The sequence below is a fragment of the Methylobacterium hispanicum genome (assembly GCF_022179285.1).
GTDB classification, from domain to species: Bacteria; Pseudomonadota; Alphaproteobacteria; order Rhizobiales; family Beijerinckiaceae; genus Methylobacterium; species Methylobacterium hispanicum.
In genome coordinates, this window is sequence record NZ_BPQO01000003.1 from 186,445 (window position 1) to 202,689 (window position 16,245).

A 16,245-nucleotide genomic window follows, 5' to 3' on the forward strand; every position below is an offset into this window, starting at 1 on the left:
CGTTCGGTCACGCTCCCAACCCCCGGCAGGGGCGACCGAGATCAGACGAGCGCCGCAACTTGCGCGGTATTTGTGAAGGATTGGCAATCTAAAATCGAAATAGATCAAGCTTGACGGGAATGCTCCGCGCTATTATTCCGTGACGATAGTAATAAACGACAATGCTGGGGGAAAATCGATGGCACGCGTTGCCAAATCATCGCTGCGCGGGGCGCGGATCGCGACCTGCGCCGGGGGCATGGTGCTGGCCATCTCCCACGGCGCGGTCGCGCAGGGCGTGTCCCGGCTGGTCGTCTTCGGCGACAGCTACGCCGATACCGGAAATCAGGTCCGCCTGTCGGGCATGCCCCTGCCGCCGATCTACGTGAACGGCCGTTTCTCCAACGGGGCGAACTTCGTCGATGGCTTGCAGGCATCGTACGGGCTGCCGGACACGGCGGTCGTCAACTACGCGGTCGGCGGCGCCAAGACCGACGCCACCAACGTCGTGCCGGGATTGCCGGGCCTGACCCAGCAGGTCTCCGCCTTCCGGAGCACGGGCGGCCGCTTCGGCCCGGGCGATCTCGCGGTGATCAACATCGGCGGCAACGACCTGATCTACCCGTCCGCCGGGGGCATCACCGCCGCGCAGGCGGTGCCGCTGGGGCAGGCCGTGGCCGCCAACGCGGTGGGCAACGTCGCCCCGCTCGTCGCCGCCGGCGCGCGGACGATCGTGTTCAATGCCTTCAGCAGCCTCTCCCCCCTGCCGGTGGTCGCCGCCTCCGGCAACGCCGCGGCGGGCGACGTGCTCGCGCGAAGCTACTTCAACGGCCTCCAGGAGGGACTCGCCCCCTTCGCCCAGGCCGGCACGCGGATCTTCCTGCTCGACAACGGCCTCATCGGGCAGCTCGTGCAGGCCAATCCCGGTCGCTACGGCTTCGCGAACGTCACGGTGCCCTGCACGGCGGTCGCGGCGTGCATCGGCGGCTCCCGGGCCGTGCAGAACACCTTCCTGTCCTACGACGGCGTCCACCTCACCGAGGCCGGCTACCTGAACCTCGCCCGCTACATGGTCAACGTGCTGGCGGCGCCGAACGGGATCGCGGCGCAGGCCGAGATCGGGCAGATCAGCACGACGAGCTTCGGCGCCACGCTGCTGCAGCGCCTCGACGCGATGCGTCTCTTCCCGCAGGTCCCGGGCGCGGCCGAGGCCGCGGCCGGCATGCCCGTTCCCGGGGCGGCGCCGAGCCCGGTGATCGTCTGGGGTCAGGCGACCTACGCGGGCGGCACCGTCGGCACGCGCGGCTACGCCACCGGCTTCGACTACGACAGCCCCGGCGGCATGGTCGGCATCGAGGCGACGCCCGCGCGCGGCGCCCGGTTCGGCCTGGCGTTCAACTACCTGAACCCGGATGCCCGGCTCCGCGACGGCGGCGGCAGCATCCGGGCGGACGCCTTCCAGTTCGCCACCTACGGCTCCTATACGGGCACCAACCTGTTCGGCGACGCCGCCGTGGTCTACGGCCGTCACGACTACGCGATCGAGCGGCCCGGCGTCATCGATCAGCTCAGCGCGCGCACCACCGGCAACGGCGTCGCCGTGGTGGCGAAGGGCGGCTACCTGTTCGACGACTGGAACGGCTGGCGCGTCGGCCCGATCGTGGGTCTCGGCTACGCCAACACCCGGGTCAACGGCTACACGGAGCGCGGCGACCCCGGGCTGACGCAGTCGGTGCGCGACACGGGCTTCGACACCCTGGTCGGCCGGGCCGGCGCCCAGATCCGCACCGTGCCCCTCGCCGTCGCGGGCAGCCTCGTCACCGGCTTCCTGAACGTGACGGCCGAGCACCAGTTCCTCGACGGCAACCGCATCCTGGTGACGACCCTGACCGCGACGCCGCTCCTGCCGATCCAGACGCCGCTCGGCGGCCTCGGACGCGGCGTCTACGGCCAGGTCGAGGGCGGGCTCCGGGCCGATCTCTCGGCGAATGTCAGCGCGACGCTGACCGGGGCCACGACCTTCGCCCGCACCGGCGGCGACGCCTTCGCGGTGAGCGGCGGCCTGACCCTGCGCTACTGACCCGGTCGCGGGCGTCGCGGGCAATCGCGGCCCGCGGCGCCCGCGCGATCGGCGTTCCCCGGTCTTCGGCGGTCGCCCCCCGCTTATCCGGCGCGCGAGGCGGACCCGCCCCCTTCCCCGGAGATGCCCGCCCCATCGCGGGGCCTGAGCGCCCGCGGGCGGCCGCACGCGGCGATCATTCGGTCATCGGGGTCCGGCCGGATAGGCCGCCCCGGCATCGACGGCCGATCGGGGCGTCAGCCGGCTCCGACCAGCAGGCATGTCGGGCTTCCGGTCCGGGCGACCGGCGAGGGTTCGAGCAGGCGGCCGCTGTCGGGATCGCGCGCGAAGCTGACGACCCCGTCGCTGTCCTCGTTGGCGACGAGGACACGGTCCGCCGAGGGATCGAGCGTGAAGAAGCGCGGCGTCCTGCCCGCGGCGTCGGTCCAGCCCACCGGCGCCAGGCGTCCGGTCGCCGCATCGACCGCGAAGGCCGCGATGGATTCGTGCCCGCGGTTGCTGGCGTAGACGAAGCGGCCGTCGCGCGCGATCTCGATCTCGGAGGCGCGACTGAAGCCGACGAACGTGTCCGGAAGCGCGGAGATTTCCTGGTGCGGCGTGATCGCCCCGGTATCGGGTGCGTACGCGCAGGCCATCACCGTCGAGGACAACTCGTTCAGGACGAAGACGAAGGGCAGCGTCGGATGGAAGGCGAGATGCCTCGGCCCGGCTCCCTCCCGCGCCGCCGCGGGCGGCGCGCCGGACGGATGCAGCCGTCCGGCCTCGTCGAGGCGGAAGGTCGATACGAGATCGAGCCCCTTGTCGGGAACCGCGAGGAAGCGGCCGGCGGGGTCGAACACCACCTGATGCGGCTTCGCGAAGGGCTGCTCGGTCCGATGCGGTCCGATCCGCCCCGTCAACGGGTGGTGATCGACGACCTCGCCCAACGCGCCGTCCGCGCCGATGGCCAGAACCGCGAGGCTCGACACGTGGGGGCCGACCGTGAGGTGATTGGCGACGACGAGATGGCGGCCCGACGGCGCGACGACGAGGTGCACCGGGTTCTTCCCGCGGCAGCCGACGCGGTTGATGAAGGTCAGCCGTCCGTCCCGCGCATCCACGCGGAAGCTGCTCACGTCGCTCCCGTCGCCGTGCACGGTGTAGAGCGTCCGCCGCGCGTGGTCGAAGGCCAGGAACGACGGGTTCACCAGGCCGTCGAGGCGCTGGATCTCTTCCCAGGCCGCGCCGTCGTCGGGCGCGCGGTACACCGTGATCCCGTCGCCGCGCGCGTTGCGCTCGCGGGTCGTGCGGCAACCGACATAGACGATGCGGGATCGGGTCGGCACGTGGGCGTCCTTCGTCTGCGGCGTGGCGCTGAGATCGCTCGCTCGGGAAACCGCCAGCGCGATGCCCGCGATCGTCCGGATCGCGGTCCGACGATCGCACGCGACCTCTCGGACATCGCGACCGTTCGACACCACATCCTCCCAATTTGACTTTTATGGACTTTAAACACAATTCAGGTCGAGCGGCAAGCGCGCGCGCGCTGGACGGGCACCGGATATGGATGCATCAGACGACGAAACCGCGAAGGCGCCCTTCGAAGCGAAGATGCCAAGACCCAGTCTCGTCCCCCAGGTGACCGCGCAGATCCTCGATCAGATCCGGGAGGGAAGACTGATCCCGGGGCAGCATCTGCCGAGCCAGACCCTGGCCGACAGCCTTCGGGTCTCCCGGGCGCCCATCAACGCCGCGCTCCGGGAACTCGAGAGGAGCGGCGTCGTCCGGTCGGAGCCGAACCGGGGCTACTTCCTCTCCGACGCGGCGGGCCGGCTGGCCGAGATCGAGCGCTCGAGCCTGCCCGCGGCGGATGCCGAGGACGCGACCTATCTCAAGATCGCGGAGGACCGCCTCGACGGCAAGCTCGCCGACCGCGTCAGCGAGGCCGAGCTGATGCGGCTCTACGACGTGCCGCGCATCCGGCTGGCCAAGATCCTCTACAGAATTGCCGAGGAGGGTTGGGCGGAGCGTCTTCCCGGCAACGGTTGGGCGTTCGGTCCGATGCTGAACTCGCGCGACGCCTACGAGCAGGCCTACCAGTTCCGCGCCTCGATCGAGTGGGAGGCGATGCGGCTGCCAAGCTTCAAGCTCGATGAGCAGGCCTTCAATGCCGCCAGGCAGGAGCAGGAGCGCATCCTGCGCGATCACCTGACGATGTCGCGGGCCGAGATCTTCCACAGCAACTGCGCCTTTCACGAGATGCTGATAGCTTGTTCGGGGAACGACTTCTTCCTCAGCTCGCTCAAGCGGGTGAACCGCCTGAGGCGTCTCATCGAGTACCGGATCACGATCGACCGCAGCCGGCTGCCGGTGCAGTCGCGCGAGCACCTCGCGCTTCTCGATCTTCTCGCGAGCGGCCATCGCGAGGCGGCCGCCGTGTTCCTGCGCCAGCACGTTCTCGGCGCCTGCGCGCTCAAGAGTCCGCAGGTCGGCGGCCTCGGCGGGGATTTGCCTTTACGCATCATATAATGTAAACCCGGATCCATGTCAGGGTGGTCGCCAGAACCATCCGGCATTGTCCGGGGAGGCAGGGCGATGCGCGCCGATAGAGTGCCGTCACGTGGGCGTGTCGCGGTGGGCCGTCCCTTCGCCCGGGCGATGCGCGGGCCCGACAGGCGCGCGATGCGGCCCGGTACCGTCCGACGATCGTGATGCGCCCCGTCGAGCCCCGGGCGGCCGGCAGGGCCGGCGTCGGGCTCGGGTCCATCCCCATCGCGGCCTTCGCCCATCGCGGCCTTCGGCGCGGCTCCCGCCGTGCGCGGTGACGCGCCGGTCTCGGGCTGAGGCAAAATTACAACATTTCTGTATTCGTAATTTTGTCGGCCCGGAGAGAGCTGATTTTATAGCCACATCGTCTTGATTGGCTGTATCGAATCAAATCAAAATCCTGAAGAAGATCAATGTTCTTCCGAATGTGCGTCGTCAGCGCCGACGCGTGCATCCGACAACTGTGTCTGGGGAGCGGTTGGCCGAACCGTGAGACGCGGGCGGCTGACGACTGGAGGGTTTGACGTGATGAAGACCAAGCGGATCCTGCTCGGGTCGGTGGCAGTTCTTGGGGTGAGCGGTGCCTATGCGGCGGATCTGCCGACGAAGAAGGCGGTGCCGATCGAGTATGTCCGCATCTGCACCACCTACGGTGCCGGCTTCTTCTACATCCCGGGTACCGATACCTGCCTGCGCCTGTCGGGCCGCGCGCGGTTCGAGTACGGGGTCCAGGGGCCCTACAACCGGAATCCCGGCACGGCGACCGGCGTCGGGAGCGGCGATTACAGCGGCTACCGGGGCCTCGCCCGCATCAACCTCGATGCCAGGACCAAGACCGACTACGGGACGCTGCGCGCCTTCCTCCGCCTCGAGGCGGCGAGCCGCACCGGCATCCCGACCTTCCACTCGACGACGCAGATCCGCATCGGCAACGCCTATTCGGGCACCGGCGTCGACGCCTTCGGCCGCGTGCAGCAATACTTCAACACGGACAAGGCCTTCGTGCAGTTCGCCGGCTTCACGGCGGGCCGTGCGTCCTCGTTCTTCGACTTCTACGCCCACGACTTCGAGATGATCGGTGCGACCGCCGGCTCGGACGCGGCCTCCACCAACCTCGTGGCCTACACCGCCACCCTCGGCAACGGCTTCTCGGCGACCCTCTCGATGGAGGATCCGAGCTTCCGCCGCACGCCGATCTTCTCGGCCCAGGCCGCGGCGGTGACCGCGGCGGCGGCCGGAAACTCGACGGCCGGCATCTTCGCGCAGACCAACTCCCTGACCCCGATCTTCGTCGGCTACTCCGCGGACGGTCTGCCGACCGGCGTCGGCTTCGTCGATCTGATCGAGCGCAACCGCATGCCCGACTTCGTCGGCGTCCTGCGCTACGACCAGCCCTGGGGCTCGGCCCAGATCTCGGCCGCCGTGCACGAGCTGAACGTCGGCAACGCCGCCCTGGGCACCTTCGTCGGCACGAATCTCGGCGCCGCCCTCAGCAACACGAACCAGCGCGGCATCGGCCGGACGCCCACCGAGTACGGGTGGGCGGTCCAGGGCGGCGTGAAGATCAACCTGCCCTTCATCGCGCCGGGCGACACCCTCTACCTCCAGGGCGCCTACGCCAACGGCGCGCAGCTCTACGCCGGCGTGTCGGCGCAGCCGGGCTCCTACATCCAGGCCGTGGCGGGCATCCAGGGCGCCGGATTCACGCCGTTCTTCACCGACGCCGTGCTGAACCCGTTCACGAACAAGATGGCGCTGAGCGAGAGCTTCTCGGTGGTCGCCTCCCTGCTGCACTACTGGACGCCGCAGTGGCGCTCGGCCTTCTACGGATCCTACGGCGAGAACAGCTTCGCCGCGGGCGCCCGCTTCGCGCAAGGGTCGTTCTTCGGGCTGCTCGGCACGGGCCCCGGCGTGCCGGGCAGCCGCTACTACCAGCTCAACAATATCCTGCGGGACAACTACCAGATCATCACCGGTGCGAGCTTGATCTGGTCGCCAGTCAAGGACCTCGATATCGGCGTGGAGGGCGCCTACTTCCAGTACGGCGTGACCAGCGGACGGGTGCTCGACCTGAACAAGTTGCCCGGGCAGAACCCGGCCTACGTCAACAACCTGGCCAATCCGGTCCGCACGATCACGAACGTCGACGCCTTCCAGGCGCGCATGCGGGTCCAGAGGGACTTCTAGAGCGCTCTCGCGCCGAAGCGGACGCCGGTTCGGCGCGAGAGAGCGCGTCCAGACAAGAGGTTGGAGCCGTTCCCGATCGCAACGCGATCGGGAACGGCTCCAGCCGCGCCCCGTGGGCGGGGGACCCGGTTCGCCGGCCTGGCCGGTTCTACCGATGTGGATTTCATATCAAGAAAAGACATTCGGACTTCGCGCGGGTCGGGGCGGCGGATTCTGTCCAACGGACGGCTCCGAAGTTTGCGCAAGGCGAGGGCGGAGCGTGGCGCGCGAATGCAAGCGCGGACGGCGCGCCCTCGATTGCATTTAAAGACTATATAATGTAGATACCGCGACACCGGGATGGGCCACTCAGAGCCCAGAGCAGCGACCCGCAGCCGGGAGGAGACGATGACAGCAGCCGACGACGCAGCGCTCGAGCGCTCGACCACGCGCAAGGTGTTCTGGCGCATCATTCCCTACACCTTCGCCCTCTACGTCATCTCCTACCTGGACCGGGCCAACCTGGGCTACGCGGCCCTGCAGATGAACAAGGAGCTCGCGCTCACGAGCGAGGCCTTCGGCTTCGCGGCCGGGATCTTCTTCATCGGCTACTTCCTGTTCGAGGTTCCGAGCAACGTCGCCCTGAACAAGTTCGGGGCGCGGGCGTGGATCTCCCGGATCCTCATCACTTGGGGCATCATCGCGACGCTGACGGCCTTCGTGCAGAACGCCACGCAGCTCTACATCCTGCGCTTCCTGCTCGGCGTCGCGGAGGCGGGCTTCTTCCCCGGCATCATCATCTATCTGACCTTCTGGTTCCGGGCGAAGGAGCAGGCCACGACGGTCGCCTTCTTCACGGCGGCGATCCCCGTCTCCTACCTGATCGGCGCCCCGCTCAGCACCTGGATCATGGATCACGTGTCGGGCTTCGGCCTGTCGGGCTGGCGCTGGATGCTGCTGATCGAGGGCCTGCCCGCCGTGATCGCCGGCATCGCCAACTACTTCGTCATGACGGACCGCCCCGAGCAGGCGCGCTGGCTGAGCGCGCAGCAGCGCGACTGGCTGGTCGGCGAACTGCGCAAGGAGCAGGCGACCAAGCGCGACGTCAAGCATCTCGGCCTCTGGGCCGCGATCACGAACCCGAAGGTGCTCTTCCTGTCGGCGATCTACTTCGTCTACCAGGTCGGCAATCTCGGCATCGGCATGTGGATGCCGCAGATCATCAAGAGCATGTCCACCGACCTCACCCATTTCCAGGTCGGCCTGGTCGCCACGATCCCCTACGCCTTCGCGACGCTCGTGATGGTGCTCTGGTCCAAGAACTCGGATCGGACGGGCGAGCGGCAGAAGCATACCGCGCTGCCCCTCCTGGCGGGCGCCGTCGCGCTCGGCTGCACGGGCCTCGTCGCGGGGCCCGTCGCGGGCCTCGCCCTGATCTCGGTGGCGCTGGCCGGGATCTACGCGTTCAAGTCCCCGTTCTGGTCGCTGCCCGGCCTCTTCCTCACGCGCTCCACCGCGGCGGTCTCGATTGCGGCGATCAACTCGATCGGCAACCTCGGCGGCTTCGTCGGGCCCTACGCCATCGGAGCGATCAAGGACTGGACCGGGAGCGCGCTGGGCGGTCTGATCTTCCTGTCCGGGCTCCTCTTCGTGTCGTTCCTGATGACGTGGTTCGTCCGGATGACGAACGGGCCCGCGGCCGTCACGCCCGCCGGCGCGCACGCCTGAGACTCCGCGCGCCCGGCCGCTCGCCGTGAGACGACGTCACCGGCCGGGCCGCGTCGGCCCGTCCGGATCCGGATCCGGACGGGCGCATCCGCAGAGCGCTCCCTTTCGCCAGAGGTCTCGTCCATGACCGTCTCCGACACCGTCCTCGCCGGCCGCGCGTGCCGCGTGGTCGATCTGCCCGCCTTCGCGGGCGCGGCCCTCGGGCGGCTGCCGTGGCTGCACCGGGTCCTGCTGGAGAACCTCCTGCGCCGGACCGCCCCGGGCGACCCGGCGCGCGACGCGATCCCGGGCTGGCTGGCGGACGGGCGGAGTGCTGCCGAGATCCCGTTCCACCCCGGCCGCATCCTCATGCACGACACGACCTGCGGTCCGGCGCTCGTCGACATCGCGGCCTCCCGCTCGGCGCTCGCGGAGGCGGGCGGCGATCCCACCCGCCTCAACCCCGTCCTGCCCGTGGATGTCTCGACGGACCACTCGGTCGCCGTCGACGTGTTCGGGACGCCCGACGCGCTCGCGCGGAACATGGAGGCCGAGCTGCGGCGCAACCTGGAGCGCTACCGCTTCATGAAGTGGGCGACGCGCGCCCTCTCCAACGTGACGGTGCATCCGCCCGGCACCGGCATCATGCACACGATCAACCTGGAGCGCCTCGCGACCGTCGCCACGACCGAGACCCGGAACGGCACGGTCTGGGCCGTGCCCGATACGCTGATCGGCACGGACAGCCACACGCCGATGATCAACGGCATCGGCGTCGTGGCCTGGGGCGTCGGCGGCCTGGAGGCCGAGAGCGTGATGTTCGGCATGCCGGTCACCATGCGGGTCCCCGAGGTGGTCGGCGTGCGCCTGACCGGCCGGCTGCGGGAGGGCGTGCTCGCGACCGATCTGGCCCTGCGCGTGACGAGCCTGCTGCGCACGATCGCCCTGTCGGGGCGCTTCGTCGAGTTCTTCGGCCCCGGCGTATCCACGCTCTCGGCCGGCGACCGATCGGTCGTGGCCAACATGGCGCCCGAATACGGCTCGTCCTCCGGCTACTTCCCGATCGACGACCGCACGATCGCCTACCTGCTCGCCACCGGCCGAACGGCCGAGCACGCCGCCTTCGTGGAGGCCTACGCCCGGCGGACCGGCCTCTGGTTCGATCCCGAGGCCCGCCCGGTCTACGACCACGTGCTCGACCTCGATCTCGACACGGTGACGGTCGCGCTCGCCGGGCCGCGCCGGCCCCAGGACCTGCTCACGCCCGACAGGACGCGGGCGGCCATCGCACCGATGCGCCGCGCCGACGCGCTGCCGCCCACCCCGGCCGATCCGGTCCCGGACGCCTGCGTCGCCATCGCCGCCATCACGAGCTGCACCAACACCTCGGACCCGCGGCTGCTCGTGGCGGCCGGGCTTCTCGCCCGCAAGGCCCGCGCCCTCGGCCTCGCGCCGCGGGGATGGGTCAAGACCTCCCTCGCGCCCGGCTCGCCGACCGCCGAGCGCTACCTGCGTCGCTCCGGCCTGCTGGAGGATCTGGAGGCGATCGGGTTCGGCATCGTCGGATACGGCTGCACCACCTGCATCGGCAATTCGGGCGCTCTGCCGGCCGCGGTGACGCAGGCCGTCTCCGCGCGCGGCATCCTCCCGGTGGCGGTGCTGTCGGGCAACCGCAACTTCCCGGGCCGCGTCCATCCCCAGCTGGAGGCCGGCTTCCTGGCGTCGCCGCCCATGGTGATCGCCTACGCGCTGGCGGGGGACGTGGATCGCGACATCCTGCAGGATCCCATCGCGGCGGCACGGGACGGGACCGCAATCCACCTCGCCGACCTCTGGCCGAGCGGCCGCGAGATCGACGCGGCGATGACCCGGGCCGCCCGCGCGGAGGATTACGCGCCGGCCTACGACGCGGCCGAGGCCAACGCGGTCTGGGCCAAGCTCGACGCGCCGGCCACGCCGCTCTACCCGTGGGATCCGGCCTCGACCTACATCCGCCGCCCGCCCTTCGCGGCCGTGACGGGCGAGGAGCGCCTCGGCGTCTATCGGGCCGACGCGATCCTAGTGGTGGGCGACGACATCACCACCGACCACATCTCGCCCGCCGGCGCCGTGCCGGCCGGGAGCGAGGCGGCCGCCTACCTGATCGCGCGTGGCGAAGACCCGCGGGACCTCAACGTCTTCTCCTCCCGGCGCGGCAACTGGGAGGCGATGGTGCGCGGGTTGTTCACCAACAAGACGGTGAAGAACCTGATCGGTCCCGCGATCCCGCCGGGCAGCACGATCCATGCGCCGACCGGCGACGTGCTGCCCCTCTACGAGGCCGCCGCCCGCTACCGGGCCGAGGGCCGATCCGTCGTCATCGTCGCGGGCGAGCGCTACGGCATGGGATCGTCGCGGGACTGGGCGGCCAAGGGGGCGAGCCTGCTCGGAGCGCGCGCCGTGCTGGCCGCGAGCTTCGAGCGGATCCACCGCTCGAACCTCGTCAACATGGGCATCCTGCCGCTGCGCCTGCCGCCCGGGCTGCATCCCTCGACCCTGGCGTTGCGGCCCGGGGACAGCCTGGAGGTGAGGGCCCCTGCCGAGCGGCTGGCGCCCCACGCCCCCATCGACGTCACGATCCGTCGGGCCGGGGGATCGACCGAGGCCTTCGCCGCGGCGGCGGCCGTCGAGACGAGCCTGGAGGTGGAGGTTCTGATCGCCGGGGGCGTCATCCCGTTGATCCTGCAGCGGTCCCTCGGGGCGGCGCCGGACCGGCCCGCGACGAGCGCGGCCTAGAGCACGATGCGGGAAAGTGGAAGCCGGTTTCCCGCAAAAATCATGCGAAAACAATAACCTGGAGCCTGCTGCTGTTTCCGGAAAAAGCAGCGGGCTCTCGCACGAACCGTCCGGGTCCGGGCCTCGCGCGCCGGCCTCGGGGACCCTCTCGCCTCGCCGAACCTCTCGCCTCACCAGGACTCGCGAATGGATCCGTGCGCCCCGTCCGACCTCGTGCGGGCCATCGCCCCGACCGGCACGCTGCGCGTCGCGATCAACTACGGCAACGTCGTCCTGGCCCAGACGGGGCCGGACGGGGCGCCCGCGGGCGTCACGGCGGACCTGGCCCGCGAACTGGGCCGGCGTCTGGCGGTCCCGGTCCGGTTCACGACCTACGACACCGCCGGAAAGGTGGTCGAAGCGCTAGGCGGAGACCGTCCGTGGGACATGGCCTTCCTGGCGATCGACCCGCTGCGGGCGGAGACGATCGCGTTCAGCCCGCCCTACGTGATCATCGAGGGGGCGTACATGGTCCCCGCGACCTCGACCATCGCGTGCAACGACGACGTCGACCGGGCCGGCATCCGCATCGCGGTCGGCCGTGATACCGCCTACGACCTCCATCTCGGCCGCCACCTCAAGGCCGCCGAGCGTGTCTTCGCGCCGACCTCGGCCGCGGCGCTGGAGCGCTTCGAACGGGGCGATGTCGATGCGGTCGCATCCGTCCGACAGCCCCTCGAAGCCCGCGCCAGGGGACGGACGGATGTCCGCGTTCTGCCGGGATCCTTCATGGCGATCCGGCAGGCCATCGCCATTCCCCGGGGCCGCCCGCTGGCGGACGGCTACATCCACGCCTTCATCGAGGCGTTGAAGCAGGACGGTTTCGTCGCCCGCTCGCTGGAGCGGAGCGGCCAGCACGAGGCGGTCGTTGCGGCAGGACATCGATCGTGACCGCCTGTGATACCGTTCCCGGTCGATCGCATCGGTCGTCGGCGCGGCAAGCCGGCGTAGCGATCCCGGCGGGATCGACGCGACGGTGAGGGGGCGTCGACGGGGGCGGCTCTTCCGGACGCGCCCCCGCACCGCCGCTCCGGCTTACGCCTGCGCTTCCCGTCCGCACGGCACGGTGCGGACAGGCCTCTCCCCGCGCGCCGGGAGAGGGGGGAGCTGCGGTGCCCGAACGAAGCAACCGGAAACCGTATGACCCGAGAAGGGCCTGACCGTCCGGTCTCGTGACCGTCCTGTCCGCGCATCCGGTCGTGCCACGGCCGGCACTCTCACGCAGGGAATGCGTCCGCGGTAGAGGCTCGTCATAGAGAGGCTCGTCATGGAGGTGGCCCCGATTCGATCCGGCGGGTCGCGCGCCCCTCCGTCAGCCGCGGTTTCCAGACCGGGAAGGCGCGGCCCGCGCTGTCCCCGTCGGCATCGCCTGGCACGACGCATCGTGCGCGGAACGGGGCAACGGGTCGGACGAGAGACCGTGTGACGAGCCCGTCGACTCCGACAGGCCTCGAGCCTTCGACCCACGGCAGCCACGCGCGGCAGCTAACCGGAAGCGCTAGCAGCGCCAGGCGTACTTTAGGAAAGCATTGAGCACCCGGACACCTACATCACGCATGCGCCTCGCGTCCGAGAGGCCTCTCATCTTGGTCTGATCCACCAAGACGATACTCGAGATCGTTTTTCCCGAGGATAGACTTCATGGCTCTCGTGAAGAAGGCGGCTCTGCCCGGGCCGCAGGCGTTGGCGCGCGGCGGTGAACAGGCTGCGATGAAGCAGCTCGGTCGCCTCAACGAGGCGAACCGGCGCAAGGCCCGCACCTTCGCCAAGCAGCAGAAGGCGGCCGAGCGCATCGCCGCGGCCACGGCCCAGCTCGCCAGCGGTGTCGCGGAGGCCTCCTCGGCGGCCGAGGCGCGCGATGGAGCAGAACGCGGCCGGCGCCGAGCAGGCCGCCAGCGCCTCCGAGCAGTCTCAGCGCGCCGTCACCGTGGTCTCCGAGGTCATCGGCACCGCGCGCAACGAGGCGGAGACGTCGCGGCAGAAGAGCGAGGCCCTGCAGGGGCTGATCGCCGGTGTCGGCCAGCAGATCGCGGCCAGCATCATGTCGATCTCGACGGCCGCCGACCGGCAGGCGGCTTCGGTGACGATGATCGTCGAGCTGGAGCGTCAGGCCGCCAATATCGGCGACATCGTCCGCGCCGTCGCCCGCATCGCCGACCAGACCAACCTGCTCGCGCTCAACGCGGCGATCGAGGCGGCCCGCGCGGGCCAGCACGGCAAGGGCTTCGCGGTCGTCGCCGACGAGGTCCGCACGCTGGCCGAGACCTCCGAGAAGAGCGCGCAGGAGATCCAGGAACTCATCGGCCGCATCCAGGCGGACGTGAAGGTCATCGCCGACGGCATCAACCGCTCGGCCGAGGGCACCCTGCAGGAGGTCGAGAAGGGCAAGGTCATCACGGCGCAGCTCGGCAGCGTGCGCTCGGCCATGGTCGAGGTGATGAAGGGCGCCGAGACGATCGCCCGCACCGCCGTCGAATCCGAGAAGGCCGCCGTCGAGGCCCAGAAGGGTGTACGCAAGTGGCGCGCCCTGCGGGAGTCGAACCCGCCTCTTCAGCGTGAAAGGCTGACGTCCTAACCGATAGACGAAGGGCGCTGGCGCTGGGCCGGGGCCTCTATAGGCGGGTGCGTCCCGGAGGGCAACGGTTCGTTTGCGGCTTGACGGAAGCGGCCGCGGCCGGTTTGTCGCGGACGAGACCGTTTGGACGAGGATCGTATGACCACCCGGCGCGACGACAGGCCCGCCCGCCCCCGCGTCCCGCGGCCGGCGCAGGGGCGGCGGCCCGGACGCCCGCAGCGGCCCGCGGGGCCCGACGGCGTCAGCGTGCTCTACGGCTGGCACCCCGTGGTGCAGGCGCTGGGCAACGCCGGGCGCCGGCTGCACCGCCTGCTGGCCACCGAGAACGCCGCCGCCCGCCTCGCGGCCGAGCTCGGCCCGCTGCGGATCACGCCGGAACTCGTGCGGCCCCACGACATCAACGCGCTGCTCGGGCCCGACGCGGTGCACCAGGGCCTCTACCTGGAGGCCGAGCCCCTGCCCGCCCCCGGGCTCGATGAGCTGCCGGACGACGCGCTGCTGCTGGCGCTGGACCAGATCACCGATCCGCACAATGTCGGGGCGATCGTGCGCACCGCCGCGGCCTTCGGCGTCACCGGCATCGTCACCACCGCCCGGCACGCGCCCGGCGCCACCGGCGTGCTGGCGAAATCCGCCTCGGGCGGCCTGGAGCACGTGCCCTTCGTCACCGTGCGCAACCTTGCCGAGGCGCTGATCGAGCTGGGCGAGCGCGGCTTCACCCGGATCGGGCTCGATTCCGAGGCCGCGGTCGATCTCGACACCGTCACGCCGTCCCGCCCGGCGGTCATCGTGCTCGGCGCCGAGGGCCGGGGCCTGCGCGAGCGCACCCGCACCTGCTGCGACGTGCTCGCCCGCATCCCCTTCACGGGCGAGATCCGCAGCCTCAACGTCTCGAACGCAGCCGCGATCACGCTCTACGCGCTGCGGATGCGCTGACCGGGGCTCTGCCCCCGGACCCCGCCGAAGGGTGTGACACCCTTCGGGATCCCCGGGACTTCAGCCCTCCAGCAGCTCGCGGGCGACCGCCCGGTAGCCGATGTCGCGGCGGCAGAAGCCTTCCGGCCAGTCGATGCGGGCGACCGCCGCGTAGGCGCGGGCCTGCGCCTCCTTCACGCTGTCGCCGAGCGCCGTGACGGCGAGCACCCGGCCGCCATCCGCCAGGAGCCGCTCGCCGTCCTGGCGGGTGCCGGCCTGGAACACCAGCGCCCCGTCGGCCTCCGCCGCGTCGAGCCCGCGGATCAGGGACCCGCGCACCACCGCGCCGGGGTAGCCCGCCGCCGCCATCACCACGGTCAGCGCCGCCCGCTGCGGGTCGAACTCGAGCGCGACGCCCGTGAGGTCGCCCTCGCAGGCCGAGAGCAGGGCCGGCACCAGGTCGGAGCTGAGGCGCGGCATCAGCACCTGCGCCTCGGGATCGCCGAAGCGGGTGTTGTACTCGATGAGCTTCGGCCCGTCCTCGGTCAGCATCAGGCCCGCGTAGAGGATGCCGGTGAACGGCGTGCCCCGCGCCCGCATGCCGGCCAGCGTCGGCGCGATGATGCGCGCCATCACCTCCGCCTCGAGCGCGGGCGTCAGGATCGCGGCCGGCGAGTAGGCGCCCATGCCGCCGGTGTTCGGGCCGCGGTCGCCGTCGAAGACCCGCTTGTGGTCCTGCGCGGTGCCGCAGGGTATCGCCCGGGTGCCGTCGCAGAGCGCGAAGAAGCTCGCCTCCTCGCCGAACAGGCATTCCTCGACGACCACCGCGGCGCCGGGCTCGGCGAAGAGGGCGCGCAGCGCGCCTTCCGCCTGGTCGAGGGTCTCGGCCACCGTCACGCCCTTGCCGGCGGCGAGCCCGTCGGCCTTCACCACGATCGGCGCGCCCTGCGCCCGCACGTAGTCGAGCGCCGGGTCGAGGGCGTCGAAGCGCGCGAAGGCGGCGGTCGGGATGCCGTACGCGGCGCAGAGATCCTTGGTGAAGCCCTTCGAGCCCTCGAGCTGGGCGGCTTCCCGCGTCGGCCCGAACACGCGGATACCCGCCGCCGCGAGGTCGTCCACGAGGCCCGCCACCAGCGGCGCCTCGGGCCCCACCACCACGAGGCCGACGCGCTCGGCCTCGCAGAAGGCGCGGACCGCCGCGTGGTCGGCGACGTCGAGATCCGGCCGGTTCTCGCCGTGGCGCGCCGTGCCGGGATTGCCCGGCGCCGCGAACAGGCGGGCGCAGAGCGGGCTCTTGGCGAGCGCGTAGGCCAGGGCGTGCTCGCGGCCGCCGGAGCCGATCAGAAGGATGTTCATGGGTCGACGCTTGTCCCGGAAAAGCGGCCGCGGGGAAAGGGGGGACCTGCCCCGTCGGGGCCGTCCGGCCCGATCCGGGCGGTTTTTCCGGGGTATCCCCAGCGTGAGCGCCCGCCCCCGGATGGTC

Annotated in this window: 10 protein-coding genes, 1 tRNA gene and 1 pseudogene; 8 read left to right on the forward strand and 4 right to left on the reverse strand. The window is 70.8% G+C overall.

The window, feature by feature from the left end; translation table 11 throughout:
* Nucleotides 1-178 precede the first annotated feature (178 nt).
* On the forward strand, nucleotides 179-2,059 hold the full coding sequence (locus MFF56_RS04890; RefSeq protein WP_066927852.1) for an autotransporter domain-containing protein: 1,881 nt from the start codon (nucleotides 179-181) through the stop codon (nucleotides 2,057-2,059).
* 236 nt (nucleotides 2,060-2,295) lie between these two features.
* Here the strand turns inward: MFF56_RS04890 and MFF56_RS04895 are convergent, their stop codons facing one another.
* Nucleotides 2,296-3,516: a lactonase family protein gene (locus MFF56_RS04895; protein WP_238229596.1), complete on the reverse strand. Its 1,221-nt coding sequence runs from the start codon at nucleotides 3,514-3,516 to the stop codon at nucleotides 2,296-2,298.
* Between the two features lie 133 nt (nucleotides 3,517-3,649).
* Between MFF56_RS04895 and MFF56_RS04900 the strand changes: the two genes are divergently transcribed.
* The 5 genes from MFF56_RS04900 (at nucleotide 3,650) to MFF56_RS04920 (ending at nucleotide 12,163) form a co-directional block, all read left to right on the forward strand.
* The gene (locus MFF56_RS04900; protein ID WP_066927854.1) at nucleotides 3,650-4,567 is read left to right on the forward strand and encodes a GntR family transcriptional regulator; all 918 of its coding nucleotides are present in this window, start codon (nucleotides 3,650-3,652) and stop codon (nucleotides 4,565-4,567) included.
* Between the two features lie 546 nt (nucleotides 4,568-5,113).
* Complete coding sequence (locus MFF56_RS04905) at nucleotides 5,114-6,772, forward strand: porin (RefSeq protein ID WP_238229622.1); 1,659 nt, start codon at nucleotides 5,114-5,116, stop codon at nucleotides 6,770-6,772.
* 387 nt (nucleotides 6,773-7,159) lie between these two features.
* Nucleotides 7,160-8,479 (forward strand): MFS transporter, encoded by a 1,320-nt coding sequence (locus tag MFF56_RS04910; protein WP_066921625.1) that lies wholly within the window; start codon nucleotides 7,160-7,162, stop codon nucleotides 8,477-8,479.
* A 123-nt stretch (nucleotides 8,480-8,602) separates the two neighbouring features.
* On the forward strand, nucleotides 8,603-11,233 hold the full coding sequence (acnA, locus tag MFF56_RS04915; protein WP_066921622.1) for an aconitate hydratase AcnA: 2,631 nt from the start codon (nucleotides 8,603-8,605) through the stop codon (nucleotides 11,231-11,233).
* Nucleotides 11,234-11,419: 186 nt separating this feature from the next.
* On the forward strand, nucleotides 11,420-12,163 hold the full coding sequence (locus tag MFF56_RS04920) for a transporter substrate-binding domain-containing protein (RefSeq protein ID WP_066921620.1): 744 nt from the start codon (nucleotides 11,420-11,422) through the stop codon (nucleotides 12,161-12,163).
* 1,020 nt (nucleotides 12,164-13,183) lie between these two features.
* Here the strand turns inward: MFF56_RS04920 and MFF56_RS32070 are convergent.
* Complete coding sequence (locus tag MFF56_RS32070) at nucleotides 13,184-13,315, reverse strand: hypothetical protein (protein ID WP_283207405.1); 132 nt, start codon at nucleotides 13,313-13,315, stop codon at nucleotides 13,184-13,186.
* 43 nt (nucleotides 13,316-13,358) lie between these two features.
* On the opposite strand from MFF56_RS32070, the pseudogene MFF56_RS32265 reads away from it, so the two are divergent.
* Nucleotides 13,359-13,715: pseudogene (locus MFF56_RS32265) on the forward strand (methyl-accepting chemotaxis protein); the annotation flags it as partial.
* 75 nt (nucleotides 13,716-13,790) lie between these two features.
* Here MFF56_RS32265 and MFF56_RS04930 read toward each other — a convergent pair.
* Nucleotides 13,791-13,865: transfer RNA gene (locus MFF56_RS04930), tRNA-Glu, on the reverse strand.
* Between the two features lie 120 nt (nucleotides 13,866-13,985).
* On the opposite strand from MFF56_RS04930, the gene rlmB reads away from it, so the two are divergent.
* A complete protein-coding gene (rlmB, locus tag MFF56_RS04935; RefSeq protein WP_066927107.1) occupies nucleotides 13,986-14,783 on the forward strand; it encodes a 23S rRNA (guanosine(2251)-2'-O)-methyltransferase RlmB in 798 nt (265 codons plus the stop codon).
* 60 nt (nucleotides 14,784-14,843) lie between these two features.
* Here the strand turns inward: rlmB and purD are convergent, their stop codons facing one another.
* On the reverse strand, nucleotides 14,844-16,118 hold the full coding sequence (purD, locus tag MFF56_RS04940) for a phosphoribosylamine--glycine ligase (RefSeq protein ID WP_066927106.1): 1,275 nt from the start codon (nucleotides 16,116-16,118) through the stop codon (nucleotides 14,844-14,846).
* Nucleotides 16,119-16,245: the final 127 nt, after the last annotated feature.